Here is a 23588-nt window from a genome sequence, read left to right on the forward strand (position 1 = left end):
AAGCGATAGGTTTTATATTTTTAACATTCGGGTAAACTAGCGTTACCTTCAATTGGTCTTTTTGGAAGTATTACTTTGATTATTCGGCGTTATCTCGTCAAACAAGTGGTTTCGACATCTCTCGTGGTCATTGGTTTATTGACCTTGATTATGATGGGTGGTCGTCTAATCAAGTATTTTGGCGTTGCAGCTCAAGGTCGTTTAGATGCCGGGATTTTGTTTAGCATTATCGGTTATCGTTTGCCTGAGTTTCTAACCCTGATTCTTCCATTGGGTTTTTTTATTGCCTTGATGCTGGTGTTTGGCCGTCTCTATGTTGACCATGAAATGGCAGTGTTAAATGGCAGTGGTGTGAGTCGCAACCAATTGGCACGTCTGTTGTTACCGATGACGGTGATCTATTTGGTGGTTCAAACCTGTTTAATGGTGTGGATGGGGCCGTGGGGTTTACGTGAATTTGAAAAACTGACCAGCACGCAGGCAGTCCGTACCGGTTTTGATTTGGTTCGTCCAAAGGAATTTATTTCTTCAGGACCCTATACCATTTATGCGGGTTCACTGTCCGAAGACCGAAAGAATTTAAAAGATATTTTCTTCTATCAAAAAGCGACTGAGGATGATAAACCTGATGTCATGATTCTGGCCAAAGAAGCCACCCGTGTTGAAGTTGCCAATGATACCGCCAATGTGGTGGACTTAGTGCTCGGACGCCGTTACGAGATTTACCCGAATCAGCCACGCTATACCCAAGCGGAGTTTCAATCTTATCGCTTACGCTTGGAAAATGATAAAGATGTGAAATTTGAAAGTGATGATGTGGCAGCCTTGTCGATGTCCAAGCTATGGCAGAAACGCGATGATTCCGTGGTCCGTAGTGAGTTGGGTTGGCGGATATTTGGTCCCTTTATTATTATTGTCGGTTTGATGCTTGCCGTTGCGCTGTCAGAGGTAAGTCCTCGTCAGGGCCGTTATTACCGCCTGATTCCTGCAATTTTTATCTTCGCCAGCTTAATCGTGCTAATGATTGCGATTAAGACCCGAATCAGTAAAGACGAATTGGATCTTTGGGCTTATCCAGCAGTGTTGCTGGTTTATGCCACTGCTGCTGCAATTTTTGCACGTAAACAAAAATTGGCACCAAAAATTAAGAAAAGTATTCAGCGAGTGGGGTTGTGATGTTAGCACGTCGAATAGTCGCCAAACATGTGACAAAAACCACGGTTCTGGCCATGCTCGGAACAACGCTGGTGTTATCTTTCTTGCAAGTTCTATTCACCTATTTGGGCGAGTTGGGCTCACTCAAGCCAAACTATAATGCGTGGCAAGCGTTTCTCTTTGTGATGTGGGGCGCACCGCGTTATTTATACGAAATTTTACCTGTCGCTGCTTTGATTGGTTCAGTACTCGGATTGGGTGCCTTGGCTTCAAATAGTGAGCTGATTGTCATGCGTTCGGTTGGCATCAGTCTGTGGCGGATTGTCGGTTGGGTGATGCGTTCAGCATTATTGCTGATTGTATTGTCTTTTGTATTGAGTGAATGGGTGATTCCATATACCAATGAGCAAGCGCAAAGTATCAAAAAGCAACGCAGTGTCGCATCTTTAGGTGAGGTCAAAGGCTATTGGTCGCGTGAAGGGCAGCGCTTTATCTATATTGATTATGCCAATTCACAAGGTCAGTTACGCAATATCCAAACCATTGATTTTGATCAAGACTACCGTTTGCAATCCTTTGTGACGGCTGAAAAAGGGCAATTCGTCAAAGATGGTGAGTGGCAACTCTCACAATCGCATCAAGTTGATTTATTGGCACAAGGCAATGCCATTAAGACTGATCATGCACAGCAATCGTTGGGTCTCGCCTTACAGCCAAAATATGTGCATATGGTGACGCTCGATCCTGAGGACTTATCGCCGAGTCAATTGATTAGCTTTATGCGTTATATGGAAGAATATAGTCAAATACCAAAGACTTATGAGTTGGCCTTCTGGCAAAAAGTCACGGCGCCATTTTCTTTGATTACGTTGGTATTGATTGCTTGTTCCTTTATTTTTGGCCCACTACGCCAACAATCGATGGGTTTCCGTTTGGTGATTGCATTGTTTACAGGCTTAGGTTTCTTCTATCTGCAAGATTTTTTGGGCTATGCAAGCTTAGTGTATGCGCCTTCACCTGCATGGTTTGTGCTGTTACCTGTGGTGCTGATCTTTATGGTCGGTAGTTATCTGCTCTATCGCGCACGCTAATCTTGATGGAGAGGCTCTATGACCAGGATTGATGAAAGCCATGAGTCAGGTCATAGAGAATTCGATTAAATTTCGGTAAAATAGACCGATCAAATGACAAACAGAGAGTCCATTATGACGGATGCAAATGCTGGCAAAATTCCTCACGTTCTCGTAATCATGGATGGTGTAGGACATCGTGAAGCAGTTGAAGACAATGCTTTTTTAGCAGCAAAAACGCCAAACCTCACTGCAATGAAGGCCAAGCATCCAAATAGTTTAATCTCAGGTTCAGGCGAAGATGTGGGCCTGCCTGATGGTCAAATGGGCAACTCTGAAGTGGGTCATATGAATCTTGGTGCAGGTCGTGTGCTGTATCAAGATTTTACTCGTATTACCAAAGATATCCGTACGGGTGCTTTTTTTGAGCATGAAGTGTTAGTCGATGCGGTGGAAAAAGCCAAAGCAGCAAACGGTGCTGTGCATGTGATGGGCTTATTGTCAGAAGGTGGCGTGCACTCGCATGAAGACCATATTGTGGCGATGTGTGAGCTGGCGCTAAAACGTGGTGCAACCGTGTATTTACATGCCTTCCTCGATGGTCGTGATACTCCGCCTCGCAGTGCTAAACCTTCTTTAGAAAAACTGGATGCTTTATTCGCACAATATCCAAATCAAGGCCGTATTGTGTCGATGATTGGTCGTTACTTTGCCATGGATCGCGACAATCGTTGGGATCGTGTTGAGCAAGCCTATCGTCTGATGACTGAAGGGGAAGCGCTACGTGTTGCGAACTCTGCCGTTGAAGGTTTAGAACTGGCCTATGCGGCAGAAGAAAATGATGAGTTTGTCAAAGCAACGCGTATTGGTGAAATTGCCAAAGTGCAAGATGGCGACAGCATTGTCTTCATGAACTTCCGTGCCGACCGTGCGCGTGAAATTACCCGTGCCTTTGTTGAAAAAGATTTCACTGGATTCACGCGCAAAGTTGTTCCAAATTTATCTAAGTTTGTGATGTTGACCCGTTATCAAGCCAGTATTGATGCGCCTGTTGCCTATATGCCAGAAGGTTTGAAAAACTCGATTGGTGAATATCTGTCAAGTTTAGGTAAGACCCAATTGCGGATTGCCGAAACTGAAAAATATGCGCACGTGACTTTCTTCTTTAGTGGTGGTCGTGAAGATGAATATGAAGGCGAGAAACGTATCCTGATTCCATCGCCGAATGTTGCCACCTATGACTTAAAGCCAGAAATGAGTGCCTATGAAGTTACTGATGAATTGGTGAATGCCATTAATTCAGGTGAGTTTGACCTGTTGGTGGTGAACTATGCCAATGGTGACATGGTCGGCCATACCGGTGTGTTTGATGCTGCGGTAAAAGCAGTTGAAACGGTCGATATCTGCTTGGGTCGTGTCTATGATGCGGTTATGGCCAACAAAGGACATATGTTAATTACAGCGGATCATGGTAATGTAGAGCAAATGCAAGACTATGACAGCGGTCAGGTGCATACCCAACATACCACTGAGCTGGTGCCATTTATTTATGTGGGCCCAACACAGGCCATAATTGCTGACGGTGGGGTATTGGCAGATGTCGCGCCAACACTCCTGCATTTAATGCAGCTTCCTGTACCTGCTGAAATGCAAGGCAAGAATTTAATTACTTTAAAATAAGGTGAAGCAATGACCCAACACAACAACATTTACCGAGCGATCTGTGCAAGTTTGTTGATGTGTTGGGGAGTGAATCTCTCTGCTGCGCCTGTGACGCATAACTCAGGATGGACTGAGGATGCACCTAGCCAGAGCGCAGAAGTCCCAATTGAATCGATTCAGCAATTTGTGCAGATCTATGGCATTGTTAAAGATAACTATGTCGATAAAAAATCGGATGATGCGCTGTTTCAACAATCGATTAAAGGTTTGGTCAGTGGCTTAGACCGCTATTCACGTTATTTATCGGCAGAAGAATACCGCCAATTGATTCAATATACGGAAGGTGATCTCGCTTCTGTCGATTTCAATTTAAATTATGATGCTCATGCCAAGTCTTGGCAGATTCAAGATTTAAAGGCAGGTTCGGACTCAAGTAAGTTGGGCCTGCGCAATGGTCAGGTGATTCTCAAAGTTGATAATCAGGAACTGAAAAGTCTGAACCAAGATCAAGTACAAGGTTTACTCTACGGTTCAATTGGCAGTACGGTGCAGATACAGCCTGAGAATAATAACAGTACCGTGATTTTGGTTCGCAATAAAAAAGTTGAAACCGATATTGAGCCCGTGCTGTTACATAATCAGGTACTTGTGCTGAAAATACGCGTTTTTCAACAAGATACCGCCAATGAAATTAAACGTTTAATTGAAGAATATAGTTCTACCAAGCTGAAAGCGGTGGTATTTGATCTGCGCAACAACCCAGGTGGCTTACTCTCGGCTTCAGTTGAAGCGGCTGATTTATTTTTAAATCAAGGCATTATTGTCACCACCAAAAGTCGCTCAGAAGGCGATCAACAATTTCAGGCCTTGCCGTCGAATGAATTTCAAAATATGAAATTAGGGATTTTAATCAATCGACGTTCTGCTTCCGCAGCTGAGGTTTTTACCGCAGCGATGAAGGAACACAAACGTGCTTGGGTGGTGGGTGAAACCAGTTATGGCAAAGGTGTGGTACAGAAGTTGTTTCCCTTACCGAGTGGTGCTGCCCTACAAATGACGGTTTCGCATTATTACACCCCCAATGGCAATATGATTGAAGGTCAGGGGATTCAACCCAATCAAATCTCACCTTTAACGGCAGAGATGAAAGAAGACGCTTACTTGGAACATGTCACCGATCTGGTGTTAAAAAGTCGCTATTAAAAATAAAGCCCCTCGATTGAGGGGCTTTATTTTTAAGCATTATTCATCATCTTCGGTATCTAAACCAAATTTCTTTAAACGATAGCGCAAAGAGCGGAAGGTCATGCCTAATTTCTTTGCAGCCAAAGTTCGATTCCAATGGGTGAGATTCAGCGCATTCAGAAGAATCTCTTTTTCGATATTCTCTAAATAACGTTCTAAGCCTTCTGGTGGAAGTTTCTTCGAACTCATGCTTGGGCTGGCTGAGTGTGGTACTGGTTCGGCTTCTTCTGATGCCGTATTTGAAAAAGAAGGCGTTGGATTTGCCAGAGAAGTACGTAAAGGGGCGGTCTGTAAATGTGCCAAATCAATATTGTCATCATCACTTAAGGTAATTGCCCGCTCAATAATATTGCGTAATTCCCGTACGTTGCCTGGGAAATATTGCTGCAATAAGAATTGCTCTGCACGTGCAGACAGGGACTTCGCTGGTAGATCCCACTCTTGGCTAATCTTTTGAATAAAGTGATTGGCCAATAACAAAATATCCTGACCACGCTCACGTAAAGGCGGCAGTACAATGTCCATGACATGGATACGGAAGAATAGGTCTTGGCGGAAGCGCCCCTGCTGTACCAACAGCTCCAAGTCTTGGTGACTGGCACTAATCACACGGAAATCCACATCAATTTCTTGATCTGAACCGACTGGGCGAATTTTCTTTTCCTGCACCGCCCGTAGTAATTTGACCTGCATATTTAAAGGCAGTTCGGCAATTTCATCCAAGAATAGACTACCGCCGTGTGCAGACAGAATTAAACCTTGCTTGTCCTGAGTTGCGCCAGTAAAGCTGCCTTTTTTATGCCCGAACAGCTCGCTTTCCATCAATTCAGTTGGAATCGCGCCACAGTTAATCGCAATAAATGGCCCTTCACTACGGTTACTTAAACGATGAACCAGATTCGCAACCACTTCTTTGCCAGTTCCTGATTCACCCGTAATAAATACTGGGGCTTGGGAACGTGCAATTTTCTTTAAGGCAATGCGGAGCTGTTGAATGGGTGTAGAACGTCCAATTAATAGCTTATTCTCTAAAGCTGTTTCTGCTGCCTCTTGTTCAGGCTGTGGACGGTTCAACGCTTTCTGGATTAATTGATCCAAATGCATCTGGTTGACAGGCTTACTGACAAAGTCAAATGCGCCTGCCTTTAAGGCTGCAATGGCAATATCCATATTGCCATATGCAGTCAGTACCGCAATAGGCGTATTGGGATAGTTCTGTGTCACGTGTTTGACCAGATCCAAACCATTACCATCTGGAAGATTTAAATCTGTTAAGCAAGCATCGTACTGGAACTCAGTAAAGAACTTTTTTGCCTGTTCGACCCGATAGGCGAGATGTGTCTTGATGCCCATACGCGCTAGCGTCATCTGCATTAAAAGACATAAATCTTCTTCGTCGTCTACCAATAAGACGAGTGGTTGTTTTGTTGCCATTTCCCCGAAAAACCTAATTTAATCAATGAATTTTTGAGCATTCAATCCTGAAGCATGCTCCTTGTTGTCGCTCTATATAGGTGAGCTTTGCATGATTTGCCTCACAAAAGCTATGAGACAGGTACAATCCTAAACCAGTTCCTTTAATTTCGGTACTAAAAAATGGTTTGAACAGCTGAGAAATATCTCGTTTTGAGACACCCGTCCCAAAATCGATGACATCAATGCAGGTTCGTCCATCTTTGAGCTGCACATTGACTTCAATAAAGGGTGCATCGGTCGCATTATGGCGCAGTGCATTTCGAATTAAGTTAATCAGCACTTGGCGCAATTGTTTTTCGTCAAACAGGATATTGAGCTGTTCGGTCTGACTCAGCTGAATACGTTGTTTCGCATCGGAGAGGTCTTCATTGAGCAGGCTTTCAAAGAAAGGATTCAGCTCAATGATTTGTGGCTCTGTTGGCTTATTCCTTGCCATGGCTAAGGTGTCTTCAACGATGTTGTCAATGCGTTTGGCTTGTTTGCTGATCATGCGTGACAGCATATTCAATTGATGTGCATCGCTGTCTTTTAATAATTCATTGGCCTGTACAATGGCAGCCAGTGGATTGCGAATTTCATGGGCAATACTGGCTGAAAGCTGCCCCAAGGCTGCGAGCTTCAGTTGCTGAACTTGTTGGGTCAGCTTCTGTGCATCTTTTAAAATCAGTAACACCAACGCTTGTTCAGGCACAATCAAGTGTTTAACCCGAACATTGATGGTGTAAGGACTTTGTTGCGATTCAAAACTGAATTCTTCACCATCTTCCAGATTACTGAATTGGATCAGCTCAAATAGATCGGGCTGTAACTTAATCAGTGGTGTTTTTTCTAGAGAAACAGCTAAATGAATACCTAACAACGTATTGGCGGCAGGATTGGTTAAGACAATATGATTGCTTTCATCCAGTACCAAATAGCCATCCTCAATTTGTTCGAGAATATAGCGGTTAATATTTTGCAGTTGATGAATTTCAATTGATTGATGAAAGGTTAAGGTTTCTAGAATCTTAAAACGCTGCACCGCAATACGGCCAATCGCATGTACTACGAAAAACAGAAAGGCTAGAAAAACACTATTGCCAAGATGGGTTAAATTATTGACATCAAAGAAGTTACCCAAAAAGCGTTGGTAAACCACCATGATGACTGCAAATAACGTAATGATCAGCGAAAGATGTGCGTTTAATAAAATTGCTGAGGAGAAAATAATAATCACATACAGCAAGCTGAGCTGCAGATTTGGACCACCGGCAGAGAAGGTAATTAAACTGAGACAAATAACATCAATAATAAAGATAAAAATCAGCTGCTTGGAGATTTGTATTGGAACAAGTTGTAGCAAAGCAAGCTGAAAAATGTTGAATGCGATATAGCAAATCAGTGTATAAAAATAGAGAAAGGGATAAATATAGTTATTGGCAAGTTGTTCAGCTGTCAGTAAATAAATTAATAGCAGGCTAATCGAAATGATCAGTCGATAGCCGCTATACCACACCCCAAGCCGATAGACCGTCTGTGAAACAGACGACGCAATTTTCCCTAACATAGGCGCTTACTGTTATTTTAAGGTTTAATGAGTCCATAGCGAATCGCAAGATGGGTGAGTTTGACATCGCTATCAATGGCCAGCTTTTCAAAGATACGATAACGATAGGTGTTGACCGTCTTCACGCTAACAAACAATTTATCTGCGATTTCTTGGGCACTAATACAATTCACCACCATCATGGCCACTTGCATCTCCCGCTCTGACAAGGCATCAAATGGCGATTGCTGAGTATCCGAAAGATAGGAACTGGCCAATTGCTCGGCAATATCAGCACTAAAATATTTACCACCTTGCATGACTTTATTAATGGCACGGACCATTTCTGCAATCGGCGCACCTTTGGTGATGTAGCCTTTGGCCCCTGCTTTTAATAACAGTGAGGGATAAGGCTCTTCAGCAAGACCACTGACCGCAATGACTTTGGTTTCAGGGACGCTTTGTAATAAGCGGCGAGTGGTTTCAACGCCACCAATGCCTGGCATATTCACATCCAACAACACCACTTGCGGGTGTTTTTGACGGACCAAAGCAATTGCTTCTTCACCCGATTCAGCTTGTCCAATGACGTCTACATCGGGGTGGTCTTCCAACATACGACAAATCCCTGTGCGCACGAGTTCATGATCATCAACAACGAGAACAGTGATCAAGAAGACCTCCTTTTTTCAAAAAAACTGGTTTTTTGTTACATAAAGCAAAATTAGCTTGCAATGAAACGACAAAATTAGCAATCCTATTCTTCGTTTTTAGCGAATAGTTGTACACAATTGTGTCTATAAAAGCTTTACCCGATTTGTTCAAATGTAAGGCATAATGGTATTAAGCGCAAATGTGCAGCGTCCTGAGTTGAGTATTGTGTCGTGAAAAATTCTAAAAAATCTATCATGCATGTTTTAAGCATGTCTATCTTGTTGGCCTGGAGTTCAACAAGTTTTGCTGAACTGGTTGTGAATAACAATCCAGCTTCTTCGCGTGTGAGCGGTTCAGCTTCGATGAATTGGTCTGCAAGTGATGCAAGTCAGTTTATGGAAGATGATGATCCAGTAGAAATTAGCCCGCAAGGTTCAACCTCTGTTACCACAACATTGCGTAATGGCGGTTCAGCCACAATTACATCTTCAACGGCGCCACAGTCGTCGACACAGATTCGCGATACCTTTGGGTATAGCAGTCAGCCTTCAGTCAATGCACGCGCTGCGTTGGTGATGGATGCACAAACAGGTGAGGTGCTGTACAGCAAAAACAGCAACATGTCTGTTCCAATCGCGTCGATTACCAAATTGATGACTGCAGTGGTAACGGCTGATGCACGTTTAAACATGTCAGAACAGATTACTTTGGAGTCGATTGATTTCGCAGGTGCGGGCGGCAAGAACTCAAGTTCAACCTTACGCGCAGGCGATACTATGAATCGTGCAGAAGCGCTCTTGTTTGCTTTGATGAAGTCTGAGAATCCAGCTGCTGCAGCTTTAGCGCGTACTTATCCAGGTGGTCGTTCTGCCTTTATTGCGGCAATGAATGCAAAAGCGAGGCAATTGGGTATGACGTCTACACGTTATGCTGAATCTACTGGTTTAGATCCGCACAATGTCTCATCTGCACGTGATTTAGGTATTCTGGTGAGTACTGCGTCGCAATATGGCTTGATTCGTCAATTTTCAACTACACCAACCTATGACTTCAATTTAGGTTACCGTGTGCTGAAATCTAATAATACCAATGCACTGGTACGTAATGGTGGTTGGAACATTAATTTGTCAAAAACAGGTTATATCAATGAAGCAGGTCGTTGTGTGGTAATGCATACCACGGTGAATTCACGCCCAGCGGTTGTGGTGTTATTGGGTGCACCAAGCTCGCAAGCACGCAATAGCGATGCAACGAATTTATTAAGCTGGTTAAGCACTTTGCCAAAACGCGTTTAATCTATTTTGATGTTAAAAAACTCCTCTTTATGGGGAGTTTTTTTATGCCTAAATAATGCGACACAACTTGTCTTATTTCAATAAATTAAGTTCGTTTTTTGAGCCGAAATCAGCTAAGGTGAGCATACAACAAAAAATGATGACATACCGTTATGAATGCGATGCAACACGCACGGATTTCTGCAAAACGCTGGGGCGGGAAACCTGAAGACTACTATGAACTACATGCGTTTATAGACAGTACTAAAAGTCTATGTAGTGATGCGCGACACCGAATTCTACATACCTTGTGGGGCATAAATTCGGTTGTGGTTCCTGTATTTGGGCATAGCATTCAAAATAGTGCGGGCAAATCGATTGATATTAAAGATTTGTGTGAACGTGATCATTTATTGGTGGATTATCAACAGCGTTTTATTCCGACACTCAATGACTTTGTAAATGCGATAGATGTAAGACAATTGCCTAAGAACTTTGAACAGCATTTAGAACAATTACATCATGATTATGTGCAGGACAAAATACTTTCACAATTAATGTTATCGCCTTTAGCACTAACAGGAAAATTGCATTCGCTGTTGCTCACCCATAACAGTTGGTTTATCTACGATATTTTGCCAAGGATTGAGCAACAGCCGAAACTGGATAATATTGTGTATAGCCCCGCTGATTTTTTTAATGCCATGCATTTTGAATTATGGATGGATAATGGCATGGCAATTCCTGCAAGTGCGCAAGCATTACATCAAATAAAACAAACAACTCAATCATAAATGAATTAAGGGGAACACCATGACGACTTACGTAATTCGTGCCAAATACTTTGGTTATAACGATGAAGTCTTTTATGTGGCAGGCAATCGTATTGCCAATGTTTTTGAGGATAAAGTCCAAGCCGAAGCTGCATATAAAAAGCTTGAAATTGATGGGGCGAGAGATTTTGCCCTGTATGAAGTGGAATCCCTGTTTGATGCAGATGAAGTATTGCTAAAACAACTGGATGATTTTGTCTTTTCTCGTTGTGGGGAGCATGTCTGTGAAGATGGGGATATTTCAGATGATGTGTTACCTGAATGCTTAAGCGATGAAGATACCTTTGAATTTATTCAATTGGCAGGAATGCAAAAATTTCAACTGGTACAGTTTGAACATGATGTGAAATTTTATGGCCTATGGTCAGTGAAAAAACAGCAGTGGGTGGAAGAGCATGATGAATGTTTTGCAGGGCTTGTTTATTCAGAGAATCCTGATGAGTTAAAAAATAAAGTTGAATATATTTTTGCAGATTATGATTATGCAGCGATTGAATTAAAAGGTTCACTCGAAGTACTTTCTGCACAGCCTGTATTGTTACAAGCGCTCATTGCAAGCGAGTCAGGTTTAAGCTATGACGAGACTAAGCAAAGTCTGGTGATTGATGCATGGCAAGATGCCGCCTTATATGCAGTCAATCCTCTGTTAAAGCAGCCTTTATTTGAGATTAAGGAAATTGGACTAGAAGAAATCCAGACACTTGAGAAAAAGCTAGCCAAACAATACAGCTATGATGAAGACTATGAATATGAAGACGAATAAGGCCTGAATTGAGCCCATAAAAAAACCAGTTGCAGGCAACTGGTTTTTTTATTTCAGTAGGTATGCTTACATATTTGAAAGAATCGAATCTTTCACTTGATCCATGGTCGCATCAATCGACAACATCACGGCATCAGCACATTGTTTGATTGCAGTGTCAGGATCTTTTAAGCCATTGCCTGTAACAGTACATACAATCACAGAACCTTCCGCAATCTTACCGGCTTTAAGGTCACGGATCGCACCACCAATAGATGCTGCTGACGCAGGTTCAACAAAGACACCTTCATACATTGAAAGCAAACGTTGTGCTTCTAGAATTTCAGCATCAGTCAGTTCGTCGAACCAACCTTTAGAATCACGTACCACTGCTTTAGCATGGTTCCAGCTTTGTGGATTACCAATACGAATCGCTGTTGCAACTGTTTCTGGGTTCTCTACTGGCGCACCACGTAAGAATGGCGCAGCACCAGATGCTTGGTAACCAACCATGGTTGGTAAACCTTCTGGTTTAGGGCCAGTAAATTGATCAGTAGCCGCATCATAAATCACTTGCTCAAACTGATCCGCAGGTTGGTTAGCAACCGCTTCGGTATAACCCATCCAGTGTGCTGTGATGTTACCCGCATTACCGACAGGTAAGCAGTGATAATCAGGAGCACGGCCTAATGCTTCTACGATTTCATAAGCAATGGTTTTTTGACCTTGCAGACGGTATGGGTTGATTGAGTTTACAATCGTTACTGGTGCTTGATCTGCAACTTCTTTGACTAAACGCATACCGTCATCAAAGTTACCACGGATTTGCATAGTGATCGCACCGTACATCATTGCCTGCGCCATTTTACCCATGGCAATTTTGCCTTCTGGGATCAAGACGAATGCTTTGATGCCTGCACGTGCTGCATATGCTGCTGCAGCCGCAGAAGTATTACCTGTAGAGGCACAGATAATCGCTTTAGAGCCTTCTTCAACTGCCTTGGTCACCGCCATCGTCATACCACGGTCTTTAAATGAACCTGTTGGATTCAGACCTTCGTATTTCACATAAATTTCTACGTTTTTGCCAATAAGACGTGGAATGTTCTCTAATTTAATCAGTGGAGTATTACCTTCACCTAAAGAAATTGCACGTGTAGTTGCAGACACAGGTAAACGGTCACGATAACGATCTACAAGACCAGTATAACGATTGGCATTCGACATGATGGTGTTCCAATATGAGGTAGAGCGGGGTGAGGGAAGTCATTTTCCCTCAACCTGATTAACTATCGAGCGATTCTAAACGAATTCTTACGATTTCGCCACGAATTGCAGGTAATGCTTGAATTTGTGCAAGCGCTTCATCCATTTTTGATTCAACAATCGGATCTGTTAAAATCACGATAGGAATCAAGTCTTTTAAGCGTGATTGCTGCATGATGGCATCAATACTAATGCCTGCACGGCTGAGGATCGTGGTGACATCAGCCAATACACCAGTCTGGTCTTCAGCATTGAGACGGATGTAATAACCTGTGGTCATTTCTTCACGACTCAAGATTGGTACATTGGTCAATGCTTCAAATGCAAGCTGAGGAATGGTCCCTGCGCCGTCTTCGGTATATGAAATATCACGGACGATATCAATCACGTCAGCAACCACCGCAGAAGCGGTTGGGCCTGCGCCTGCGCCTGCGCCGTAATATAAAGTAGGGCCAACTGCATTGGCTTGTACCAAGACTGCATTCTTCACGCCATTGACGTTAGCAATCAATTCTTCAGCAGGAATTAAAGTTGGATGTACACGTAACTCAATGCCTTTGTCTGCACGACGTGCAATACCTAAGTGCTTGATACGGAAACCAAGTTCTTCTGCATATTTCACATCTTGCGCAGTGATTTTACTAATGCCTTCGGTATAGACCTTATTGAACTGCAATGGGATACCAAAAGCACATGAGGCCAAAATCGTGAGCTTATGTGCAGCATCAATGCCTTCAACATCAAAGGTTGGATCAGCTTCAGCGTAACCAAGTTCTTGCGCTTCTTTTAAAACATCTTCAAAGGCACGGCCTTTTTCACGCATTTCAGTCAGAATGAAGTTACCGGTACCATTAATGATGCCTGCAAGCCATTCGATATGGTTCGCAGCAAGACCTTCACGGATCACTTTAATGATTGGGATACCACCTGCAACAGCTGCTTCATAAGCAATCTGAACGGCATTGTCTTCTGCTGCTTTGAACAGCTCATTGCCATGTTCAGCCAGTAAAGCTTTGTTTGCTGTTACGACTTGTTTACCATGTTTGATGGCTTCCATGATGACTTCATAGGCAGGATGAATACCGCCCATAACTTCAACCACAACATCAACATCAGGTTGACGTACGATTTCCATCAAGTCATCGCTTTGTTTAATGCCTTCGAGTTGTAAATCTGGACGTGGACGGCGTGTGCCTACGTGTGTAATTTGAATTTCTCGACCGGTACGGCGTTTAATTTCCGCAGCATTTTCTTGTAGTAATTTAAGGGCTCCACCACCTACAGTACCAAGACCGAGTATCGCCAGACGAACTGGTTTCACGTCACACTCCATTATATTCAATCATTTTAATGAAGCTTGATCATAGCTAAAAAAATGCGCAGACACTAGGGCTAAGATCATCTTTAATCTGTCGCCCGAGTCTTTGCGAATGTATGGGGTGGTTTGAACTTATTTGTTTAAGCGTTGCGCGATTTCTTCAGGCGTCATATAACCCCCTAAATATTCGCCATCGACGTTATAAATCGCTGGTGTACCATTCACGCCCATATTTAAACCCAGCTGATACTGGTCACGAACAGGATTCTTACATTCAGCAGCAGAGACAGGTAAGCCTTTGGCTGCTTGATCGAAGGCAGCTTTACGGTCTTCACTACACCAAATCGCTTGCATGGTTGGCATAAACTGTTCGCCACGTGGCCAGGCGATGTAACGAACTTCAATCCCTTTGGCATTAATTTCAGCAAGATGTTCATGTAGTTTATGGCAATAAGGGCAGCTTGAATCAGTAAATACATAGATCACATGTTTGGCTTTGCCACCCTGTGCAGGATAAACAATTAAATCTTCAGTTTTAAGCGCGGCTAAATGCTTTTTATTTTCTGTTGCTTGTAAGGCATCGCTGACATTATGTAATTGCTTATCACCTAAACGCACCACATCGCCTTGAATAATGTACTGACCGTCAGCGGTGGCATAGACCGATCCCATCCCTTCCAGACTTATCCAATACAGATTAGGCACTTCGGTCTTCTTAACCGCAAGAATTTTTGCGTTGATATTGGCCGTTTTGAAATTCTTTTCTAAAGTAGAGACTAAACGCTGTTGTGCATTGCGTTCATTTAAGGTTGATGCTTCACCTGTCGCAGGTGCACTTGCTGTGAGTGCATCTTGTTTTTGTGCTGAGTTTTCTTTTGAGCAAGCACTGACTAATAATGTTGATGCTAATGTACAAGCAATTACAAGCTGAGACCGAGTAAACAACATATAGAACCTTTTTTGTACGAATTCATTTGTATAAGGGCCCTAGCATAACAAAAAAAATGAATCACTTCGTTAAATCTTGCATAGGCTCTGTGAACAGCATCAAGTTTTGGCTGAATCCAAGATAAAAGGTGGTTTTAGCCTCGTGGATGGTATTTGCCATGCAATTCCTGCATACGATGTTGCGCGACATGGGTGTAAATTTGTGTGGTGGAAAGGTCACTGTGCCCAAGTAGCATCTGGACTACGCGTAAGTCTGCGCCGTGGTTGAGTAAATGGGTCGCAAAAGCATGGCGTAGGGTATGAGGGGAAAGTTCGGCTTGAATATTGGCTTGTAGTGCGTAGCGTTTAATCGCGTACCAGAAATTTTGTCGACTCATGATGCCACCATGTTGCGTGAGAAACAGATAATCCGTGCTGCTTTTATACAATTGGGGGCGGGACTCAACTAAATATCTTTCGATCCAGTCACAGGCAAATTGCCCTAGCGGGACCAGACGCTCTTTATTGCCCTTACCCGTGATCCGCACAAAGCCCTGCTTTAAATTGATCAGTTCTAAACGTAAATTCAGTAATTCTGAAACACGTAAACCACAGGCGTACAGGACTTCAAACATGGCACGGTCACGTAGGCCTAATGCCGTGTTGATGTCAGGCGCGTTGATTAAGGCCTCGACATCTTGTTCAGATAAATCCTTGGGTAAGGCGCGTCCAATTTTAGGGGAGTGGTGGGTGGCAACAGGATTATCGTCCCGTAACTTTTGTTCTCTTAAAAACTTATAAAACTGTCTTAAAGCAGAGAGACAACGTGCAATCGAACGCGGACTTTTGCCTGCTTTTGTCAATGCAATCAAGGTATCAGCAATGTCGTCACTGGACCATTGGGGTAAGGCTGCTGTCTGATGTAACTCAGCACATTGAATCAGGTCAGATAAATAGGCGTTACGGGTATGTGGGCTCACGGTTTGAGCCACCAGATAATCGCGAAAACCCTGTAAAAAACTCAAATGTTCTGGGATGTTAACCGCTGCAGGAATACGAGGCTTTTTATTTAGCATAAGGTGTTGAACATATTTCTCAGTGAAAGAGGGGCGGGTATTTTAGGGAGAACGCTGCCCTGATTTATGTTTAGTTGAATTGCACTGTAAAAGAAAAATGAATTGTTGTCGATCTGTCACAGAAGCAAATGCCACTGAGATTGGTTTTGGTAATTATTCTCATTTGCTTGTATACTATTAAAAAAGGGTTAAGGGTTAGAAGCGGTGCGATTGTCAGCATTAAAAGTCAAGCAAACAGCGATGATTACGAAAGTAAATCGCGTGGTCGATGAGACAGAACAGCCAGATTTAGTTGCAGTTCGTTTAGAAAGTTTAGGCTTTGTGCCAGGGACACAAGTACAGGTGATTACCAAAGGCATCTTTGGTGGAGATCCGATTCTAATCCAGCTCGGTTTTACGCGTTTTGCGTTACGAAAAGCGGAAGCGGATAAAATTGAAATTCAACTTGAAGGAGCACCTGCATGAGTGATGCGTTACGTGTTGCCCTTGTGGGAAATCCAAACTGTGGTAAGACATCTTTATTTAACCATTTAACTGGTACACGCCAAAAAGTTGCCAACTATGCGGGTGTGACGGTTGAACGTAAGGTTGGGCATTTTCAGCTACCTTCTGGGAAAGCGGTTCGTGTCTTGGATTTACCAGGAACTTATAGTTTACAGGCAACCAGCCCAGACGAAGAAATTACCCGTGATGTGTGCCAAGGCAAAATTGCGGAAGAAGGGCAACAAGATGCCTTCTTGTGCGTGGTCGATGCAACCAACTTAAAGCTACATCTTGGATTGGTGCTGGAAATTATTGAGTTGGGTCGTCCAATCCTTGTGGTGTTGAACATGATGGATGAAGCACGTCGCCGTGGTATCCAGATCAACACGCAAAAGCTTTCTGAGCGTTTGGGTGTACCTGTGGTTGAAACGGTTGCGGTACGCAATTCAGGCATTGAAAACCTACTGCATGCACTTGATCAAGACAAGTATTCAATTCCACAAACAGAACTGAGTGGCTTGAAAGGGGATCATCACCAGAAAATTGAAGTAATTTTCAAAGATGTAGTGAACTTTGTTGATCAGGAAGATAAACGTACTGATTTCCTTGACAAGATTTTCTTACATCCAGTACTTGGCTTACTTAGCCTTGCAATCATGATGTTCATTGTATTCCAAGCCGTATTTGCTTGGGCTGCACCATTTATGGATGGGATTGAAACTTTCTTTGCATGGTTTGGTGAGAAGCTTGGCGAGTATATCTCGCAGCCTTTACTGCATAGTTTAGTAGTCGATGGGATTATTGCAGGTGCGGGTAGTGTGGTGGTGTTCTTGCCACAGATTTTGATTTTATTCTTCTTTATTTTGGTGTTAGAAGAATCAGGTTATTTACCGCGTGCAGCGTTCTTGCTGGATAAGCTCATGTTTAAAGCGGGTCTCAGTGGACGTGCCTTTATTCCTTTGCTGTCGAGCTTTGCATGTGCAGTGCCTGGGATCATGGCGACGCGTAGTATCAGTGACCCACGTGATCGTTTTACCACGATTATGGTTGCGCCATTGATGACCTGTTCGGCGCGTTTACCTGTATACGCTTTATTGATTGCGGCCTTTATTCCAAGTCAAACGGTATGGGGCATTTTCAACTTACAAGGTTTAGTGCTGTTTGGTTTGTACATGTCAGGCATTGTCAGCGCACTCTGTGTTTCGATTGTGATGAAGTTTCTGCAAAAAGATAAATCACAACACGCCTTATTACTTGAGCTACCGAGTTACCGTATTCCTGATCTGAGAAGCGTTGGGATTGGTTTGTTAGATCGCGGTAAAATCTTCTTAAAGCGTGTCGGTGGCATTATCTTTGCCCTGTCCATTTTACTTTGGTTCTTGTGTACCTTCCCACAAGCGCCAGAAGGGGCAACCTTACCTGATATCGATTACAGCTTTGCTGGGATGTTAGGACATTTGCTGCAACCAATTTTTGCACCAGTAGGCTTTAACTGGCAGATTGTAGTTGCGCTTATTCCTGCAATGGCAGCGCGTGAAGTTGTGGTTGCTGCTTTAGGTACAGTCTATGCTTTATCGGGTGCAGATGATGATGCGATTGCACAGGGCTTATCACATCTGATTAGTGCAGATGGAACAGGTTGGTCATTGGCAACTGGTTTGTCATTATTGGTCTGGTTTATCTATGCGCCGCATTGTTTGGCAACCTTGGCAACAGTACGTCGTGAAACGGGTTCATGGAAACATGTGGCAGTCATGACGGTTTATCTGTTTGGTTTGGCTTATTTAATGTCGTTCTTCACCTACCAAATTGCATCGCGCATTTGGGGGTAAAAGGAGTAGCTTATGTTTGAGTACTTGATTGTTGCTGTATTGGTGCTGTGGAGTGCTGTTGTAGTGTTTAAGAAGGTATTCCCTCAAACAGCAAGTTCAGCATTTCTGAGTCTGTCCAATCTTTGTCAGCGTTTAGGTTGGCAACGTTTGGCGGCGTGGTTGAAACCGAAAATGGCAGCTGGTTGTGGCGGAAATTGTGGTTGCTCAACTGATGAGGCTGAAACGAAAAAGCCAGAAACCATTCAAACCGTGAAATGGCGTTAAGCGCAATCTTAAAATTGCCCATCTTAAGATGGGCAATTTTTTTGGAAAAGAAAAAAATAAATCAGACGGATATGAGTGAGAAGAGATCATTAAGCTTAAAACATGAATTGATTCTATTGGGTTTTATGCAGTTAAAACTGTGGATTGGCTAGGTGTGGGGATCTAGATTTTGTTGCTGATCAGCTGTGCGATGCCTGATTAAGCTTTTACGCACTGACACAAAAAAGATTGAATAAAACCAAAACTGAAAAAGCATTTAAAACAGTAAAGTGCTAACATTTTTGCCATTCTGTAATCTGCAAAAAATGGGGCAAAAATGTTAATACAACGCGGTGGATTAAAAGTTGTGGCTGGCTTAGGTATTTCGGGGGTATCAGCAGTCAACTTTCTACATGAACAAGGCTACCAAGTTGCAGTAACAGACTCTCGAGCAACCCCTCCAGGACATGATCAAATTCCCGCAGCTGTGCGGACCAGTTTTGGTCAATTAGATACAGAACTGCTGTTACAGGCAGAAGAAATTATTCTCAGCCCAGGACTTGCACCGCAACTACCAGAAATTCAGCAAGCGATTGAAAAAGGTATTCCAGTTGTGGGTGATATTCAATTGCTGCGCCGTGCCACAGAAGCCCCTATTGTTGCGATTACAGGCTCAAATGCAAAAAGCACGGTCACCACCTTGATTGGCTTAATGGCACAAGATGCGGGTAAGAAGGTTGCAGTTGGAGGCAATCTTGGGCGTCCTGCTTTGGATTTACTCAAAGATAAACCTGAACTGCTGATTCTTGAACTTTCAAGCTTTCAACTTGAAACTACGTCACATCTGAATGCAGAGGTGGCTGTGGTGCTGAACATGAGTGAAGATCATTTAGATCGTCATGGCGATATGCTGGGTTATCACAAAGCCAAACACCGTATTTTCCAAGGCGTGAAAAAAGTGGTGTATAACCGTGATGACAATCTGAGCCGTCCTTTGGTTCCTGATGTTACGCCGATACAAAGCTTTGGTTTGAATGCACCAGATTTAAATCAATATGGCGTGCTACGTGATGCAGATGGCACCATGTGGTTAGCGCGTGGTCGTGAGCGCCTGCTGAAAACTTCTGAAATGTATATTCAAGGTATGCATAACGTTGCCAATGCTTTGGCGTGTTTGGCATTGGGTGAGGCGATTGGTTTGCCAACGACATCTATGCTAGAGACTTTAAAGCATTTTAAAGGCTTGGAACATCGTTGCGAGTATGTACAAAGTATTGATGGTGTGCGTTATTACAATGATTCCAAAGGCACCAATGTCGGTGCAACCCTTGCCGCGATTGATGGCTTAGGGGCTGCAATTGAAGTTAACCAAGGTAAGCTGGCTTTGATTCTCGGTGGTCAAGGCAAAGGTCAGGACTTTAAGCCATTACGTGATGCGATTCAGAAATATGTGAAATCGGTGATTTTGATTGGTGAAGATGCAGCAGTCATCGAACAAGCGATTCAAGGCAGCAGTGTGATCCAACATGCACAGAGCTTAGAAGAAGCGGTGCGATTGGCACAGAAAAATACGCAAGCTGAAGATGTGGTCTTACTCTCACCTGCATGTGCAAGCTTTGATATGTTTAAAAGCTACAATGACCGTGGACAGCAATTCGTGGCATGTGTAAATGCCTTGAATGACGAGAACAACTAGGAACAGAACTATGGCGGATTTAGCCCAAAATACGGTGCAAAAGATTTCGCAATTGCTGAATCGTTTGCCGAAGTTGCCTGCAGAAATGACGGCACGAAATATTCTGATCTTTTGTGTGATTGCATTACTGTGTTTCGGTTCGGTGATGGTGGCATCAGCCTCAATGCCTTATGCGGAATATATTCACGAAAGCCCATTTTATTTCTTGATTCGTCATGGCATTTCAATTGTTGTGGCTGCGGTGGTGGCGTTTCTGACCTATCGGGTATCATTAAATCTGTGGTTTAAAAATGCCTTTCCTTTATGGCTAATCACTATTGTGCTGTTGTTAGCCGTGTTGGTGGTGGGCTCTGAAGTGAATGGTGCGCATCGCTGGATTAAGGTTGGTGGCTTTACCTTACAGCCAACCGAGATTGCCAAAATTGTGATGGCGATTTTCACCGCTGACTATGTGGTGCGTCGTGCCAAAGAAGTGCGTACCCACTGGAAAGGCTTATTGCGCTTAAGTGGTGTGATGGCTTTAACAGTTGGCTTCATCGTCGCTGAGCCTGACTTGGGTGCAACAGTCGTGATTGTCTTGATGATGGTGGGTGTATTCTTCTTGGCGGGTGCACCTGCAACGCAGTTCTTGATCATGCTGGGGGCGATCTTTGCGGGTGTCAGTGCATTAATTATTTTCGAACCGTTCCGTTTTCAGCGTCTGATCTCGTTTACCAACCCTTGGGCAGATCCCTTGGGTGTGGGTTATCAGCTCTCCAATGCCTTGATGGCCTTTGGTCGTGGTGAGTGGTTTGGGACGGGCTTGGGTCACAGTGTACAGAAACTCTCATATCTACCTGAAGCACATACCGACTTTATGTTGGCGGTGTTAGGTGAAGAATTTGGTTTCTTTGGCGTGTCGATCGTGATGATGCTGTCGTTTACCATGCTGGCATGTTGTATCCGTATTGGTCACCGTGCCTTGCAGCATAATTACTTACGCGCAGGTTATTTGGCCTATGGGATTAGTATCATCTTCCTGATGCAGATTTTGGTCAATGCGGGTATGAACATGGGCTTAATGCCAACCAAAGGTTTGACCTTACCGTTTATTAGTTATGGAGGTACTTCACTCATGATGTGTGCGGCGATGATTAGCTTGATTCTAAAAATTGATGCGTCAACCCAAGAGTTGAATCCTGTAAAAGAAGAGTCTAATTTCTAGCATACATAAACAATAAAAAGCCCTGTCGTTAAGCAGGGCTTTTTATTGTTTATGTATAGATTCCGGTTAAATGCTCGCCTTTAGGAATCAGATTGACATCCCATTGTTGCACCGCTTGTTGCAACATAATACGGGGTTGATCCAGTTCCACCGCAGGTTGGCCTAAAGCCAAAATCGCTTGCTGTAATAGTTTGGGGGCTTGAGTGATATCCAATGCTTGTGCCAGATTCTGTTTAGACAGTTTTTGCCCTTGATCGTTCATGGCAAGTGGTAAATGCATATAGCTTAAACTTGGATAACCCAGCAAAGCGCTTAACCAGATTTGTCGGGCAGTGTTATCAAGTAAGTCTGCACCGCGGACGACATGGCTAATCCCTTGCAGATAATCATCGACCACCACCGCTAATTGATAGCTGATAATGCCATCACGACGCTTTAATACAAAATCACCCAGATCATGCTGTAAGTTAGAACATTGTCGACCTTGTAAGCGATCGTCAAAGCAAATGAGTTGATCCGTGACTTTTAGGCGTATCGCTTGATCAGCAAACGCTAAATTTAAATCGCGGCAGGTTCCTGCATAGATATGATTGGAACCCAGCATTTTACGGGTACATTGGCAGGCATAAATCGCATTGAATTGCTTGAGTTGTTCAAGCACCCGCTCATAGATATCGAAACGATCTTTTTGAAAAATAATCTCTGCATCGGGTTCAAATTGAAAGGCATCAATGCAAGAGAGAATTTGTGCTTCGCTATTGGGATAAATACGGGGGATATCGGTATCTTCAATCCGAACCAGCCATTTGCCTTGATTGGCCTTGGCATCACAATAACTGGCAACTGCGGTGAGCAGGGAGCCAAAATGCAAGGGGCCGGTTGGCGATGGCGCAAATCGTCCGATATAAGACATACAAATTAAATGGTCGTGTGTTTTAATCCTCCCCAACCCCTCCTTTATAAAGGAGGGGAATACCCGAATATTATAAATTTCTAAATTCGCAGTACTTCTCCCTTTTAAAAGGGAGGTTGGGAGGGATTATTAACCGTTATTTTGCTTTTCTTTGATTTCAGCCAAAGTTTTGCAGTCGATACATAAGGTCGCTGTTGGGCGAGCTTCTAAACGACGTAAGCCAATTTCGATACCACAGGTTTCACAGAAACCATAGTCTTCGTTTTGAATGGCTTCAATCGATTGTTCGATTTTACGAATGAGCTTGCGTTCACGGTCACGTGTGCGTAGCTCAATTGCAAATTCTTCTTCTTGCGTCGCGCGGTCATTGACGTCAGGAAGTGCACTAGACTCGTCTTGCATCGTATTTAAAGTACGATCAACTTCAGACATTAACTCAGCTTTCCATGCATTTAAAATTTGGCGGAAATGCTCAAGTTGTCCTTCAGACATGTATTCTTCATTTTTCTTCGGCTGATAAGGCGCAATTCCAAACAGACTAGCAGTTGTACCACCTTCTGAAGCCTTCGGTTTGGTTTTACGTACACGTTTCGCCGATTTCAGATCATCAATCACTTCTGTCGGTTCGTCCAAGACTTGATTTTGGTTGTCATTCGCCATATAGGGCATTCCTCATCTTACACGTACTATCTATACGCAAAAAATATGGTGATATGCAAGTGTTTTTATAGAAACCTGAGATGGTTTTTCCCATCAAGGGTCGACATCATATAGAGTTTTTGAGCAAGATGGTAGTCATTCCCGTCCAGATTTTGTGTCAAATCGACAATGTAATTTGTAATCAAAAGTTTTAGGAACTGCTGCTATTTCAGCCATGCATTGTGTTATAGGCTAAAACGACATAAACAAGGCATGAAATGCAGACAATGGCGATTCCCTTGTCAAGTTTTATAACGCAGTTTAGGGATGTTTTAGCCATAACCCTGCGGGGCAG

21 protein-coding genes are annotated in these 23588 nt (G+C 43.3%); 12 read left to right on the forward strand and 9 right to left on the reverse strand.

The features are described from left to right. Nucleotides 1–75 precede the first annotated feature (75 nt). The 4 genes from lptF (at nucleotide 76) to NDN13_RS15775 (ending at nucleotide 5090) form a co-directional block, all read left to right on the forward strand. A complete protein-coding gene (gene lptF, locus NDN13_RS15760; protein WP_251116134.1) occupies nucleotides 76–1176 on the forward strand; it encodes an LPS export ABC transporter permease LptF in 1101 nt (366 codons plus the stop codon). Beyond that, complete coding sequence (gene lptG / locus NDN13_RS15765; RefSeq protein ID WP_251116135.1) at nucleotides 1176–2246, forward strand: LPS export ABC transporter permease LptG; 1071 nt, start codon at nucleotides 1176–1178, stop codon at nucleotides 2244–2246. Before lptF ends, lptG begins: the two co-directional genes overlap by 1 nt. A gap of 114 nt (nucleotides 2247–2360) precedes the next feature. Continuing rightward, nucleotides 2361–3905: a 2,3-bisphosphoglycerate-independent phosphoglycerate mutase gene (gene gpmI / locus NDN13_RS15770; protein ID WP_251116136.1), complete on the forward strand. Its 1545-nt coding sequence runs from the start codon at nucleotides 2361–2363 to the stop codon at nucleotides 3903–3905. A gap of 9 nt (nucleotides 3906–3914) precedes the next feature. After that, a complete protein-coding gene (locus NDN13_RS15775) occupies nucleotides 3915–5090 on the forward strand; it encodes a S41 family peptidase (RefSeq protein ID WP_251116137.1) in 1176 nt (391 codons plus the stop codon). A gap of 39 nt (nucleotides 5091–5129) precedes the next feature. On the opposite strand, the gene NDN13_RS15780 is transcribed toward NDN13_RS15775, so the two are convergent. From NDN13_RS15780 to gacA, 3 genes are read right to left on the reverse strand one after another with little or no spacing between them, the layout of a single operon-like run. Continuing rightward, nucleotides 5130–6566 carry a sigma-54-dependent transcriptional regulator gene (locus NDN13_RS15780; protein WP_251116138.1) on the reverse strand — a complete coding sequence of 479 codons (1437 nt, stop codon included), beginning with the start codon at nucleotides 6564–6566 and terminating at the stop codon, nucleotides 5130–5132. 22 nt (nucleotides 6567–6588) lie between these two features. After that, complete coding sequence (locus NDN13_RS15785) at nucleotides 6589–8154, reverse strand: sensor histidine kinase (protein ID WP_251116139.1); 1566 nt, start codon at nucleotides 8152–8154, stop codon at nucleotides 6589–6591. 17 nt (nucleotides 8155–8171) lie between these two features. Beyond that, entirely contained in the window at nucleotides 8172–8807 is a 636-nt protein-coding gene (gacA, locus tag NDN13_RS15790) for a response regulator transcription factor GacA (RefSeq protein WP_251116140.1), read from the reverse strand. A gap of 210 nt (nucleotides 8808–9017) precedes the next feature. Between gacA and pbpG the strand changes: the two genes are divergently transcribed. The 3 genes from pbpG (at nucleotide 9018) to NDN13_RS15805 (ending at nucleotide 11657) form a co-directional block, all read left to right on the forward strand. Next, nucleotides 9018–10082: a D-alanyl-D-alanine endopeptidase PBP7/8 gene (pbpG, locus tag NDN13_RS15795; RefSeq protein ID WP_251116141.1), complete on the forward strand. Its 1065-nt coding sequence runs from the start codon at nucleotides 9018–9020 to the stop codon at nucleotides 10080–10082. A gap of 152 nt (nucleotides 10083–10234) precedes the next feature. After that, nucleotides 10235–10855 (forward strand): DUF6915 family protein, encoded by a 621-nt coding sequence (locus NDN13_RS15800; RefSeq protein WP_251116142.1) that lies wholly within the window; start codon nucleotides 10235–10237, stop codon nucleotides 10853–10855. A 19-nt stretch (nucleotides 10856–10874) separates the two neighbouring features. Then, entirely contained in the window at nucleotides 10875–11657 is a 783-nt protein-coding gene (locus tag NDN13_RS15805) for a hypothetical protein (protein WP_251116143.1), read from the forward strand. A 66-nt stretch (nucleotides 11658–11723) separates the two neighbouring features. Here the strand turns inward: NDN13_RS15805 and thrC are convergent, their stop codons facing one another. The 4 genes from thrC to xerD all read right to left on the reverse strand — a co-directional run bounded on the left by thrC (nucleotide 11724) and on the right by xerD (nucleotide 16223). Continuing rightward, nucleotides 11724–12863, reverse strand: a complete 1140-nt coding sequence (gene thrC, locus NDN13_RS15810) for a threonine synthase (protein WP_016540808.1) — start codon at nucleotides 12861–12863, stop codon at nucleotides 11724–11726. Between the two features lie 58 nt (nucleotides 12864–12921). Next, entirely contained in the window at nucleotides 12922–14223 is a 1302-nt protein-coding gene (locus NDN13_RS15815; RefSeq protein WP_004773963.1) for a homoserine dehydrogenase, read from the reverse strand. 129 nt (nucleotides 14224–14352) lie between these two features. Then, nucleotides 14353–15168, reverse strand: coding sequence for a DsbC family protein (locus NDN13_RS15820; RefSeq protein ID WP_251116144.1), 816 nt, complete (start codon nucleotides 15166–15168; stop codon nucleotides 14353–14355). Nucleotides 15169–15302: 134 nt separating this feature from the next. Next, nucleotides 15303–16223 (reverse strand): site-specific tyrosine recombinase XerD, encoded by a 921-nt coding sequence (gene xerD, locus NDN13_RS15825; RefSeq protein ID WP_251116145.1) that lies wholly within the window; start codon nucleotides 16221–16223, stop codon nucleotides 15303–15305. A gap of 204 nt (nucleotides 16224–16427) precedes the next feature. Between xerD and NDN13_RS15830 the strand changes: the two genes are divergently transcribed. From NDN13_RS15830 to ftsW, 5 genes are all read left to right on the forward strand, one after another. Then, nucleotides 16428–16688 (forward strand): FeoA family protein, encoded by a 261-nt coding sequence (locus tag NDN13_RS15830; protein ID WP_004656347.1) that lies wholly within the window; start codon nucleotides 16428–16430, stop codon nucleotides 16686–16688. After that, nucleotides 16685–18538 (forward strand): ferrous iron transporter B, encoded by a 1854-nt coding sequence (gene feoB / locus NDN13_RS15835; RefSeq protein WP_251116146.1) that lies wholly within the window; start codon nucleotides 16685–16687, stop codon nucleotides 18536–18538. The genes NDN13_RS15830 and feoB overlap by 4 nt, the downstream gene beginning before the upstream one ends. Before the next feature lie 12 nt (nucleotides 18539–18550). After that, entirely contained in the window at nucleotides 18551–18802 is a 252-nt protein-coding gene (locus NDN13_RS15840) for a DUF6587 family protein (protein WP_251116147.1), read from the forward strand. Nucleotides 18803–19118: 316 nt separating this feature from the next. Next, nucleotides 19119–20477, forward strand: coding sequence for a UDP-N-acetylmuramoyl-L-alanine--D-glutamate ligase (murD, locus tag NDN13_RS15845; protein WP_251116148.1), 1359 nt, complete (start codon nucleotides 19119–19121; stop codon nucleotides 20475–20477). A gap of 10 nt (nucleotides 20478–20487) precedes the next feature. Then, entirely contained in the window at nucleotides 20488–21681 is a 1194-nt protein-coding gene (gene ftsW, locus NDN13_RS15850; protein WP_004656339.1) for a putative lipid II flippase FtsW, read from the forward strand. 49 nt (nucleotides 21682–21730) lie between these two features. Here ftsW and gluQRS read toward each other — a convergent pair whose 3' ends face one another. After that, nucleotides 21731–22594, reverse strand: a complete 864-nt coding sequence (gene gluQRS, locus NDN13_RS15855) for a tRNA glutamyl-Q(34) synthetase GluQRS (RefSeq protein WP_251116149.1) — start codon at nucleotides 22592–22594, stop codon at nucleotides 21731–21733. Nucleotides 22595–22723: 129 nt separating this feature from the next. Beyond that, nucleotides 22724–23254: an RNA polymerase-binding protein DksA gene (gene dksA, locus NDN13_RS15860; protein ID WP_004656335.1), complete on the reverse strand. Its 531-nt coding sequence runs from the start codon at nucleotides 23252–23254 to the stop codon at nucleotides 22724–22726. Nucleotides 23255–23588: the final 334 nt, after the last annotated feature.

The organism is Acinetobacter sp. C32I (assembly GCF_023702715.1).
Classification (GTDB): domain Bacteria; phylum Pseudomonadota; class Gammaproteobacteria; order Pseudomonadales; family Moraxellaceae; genus Acinetobacter.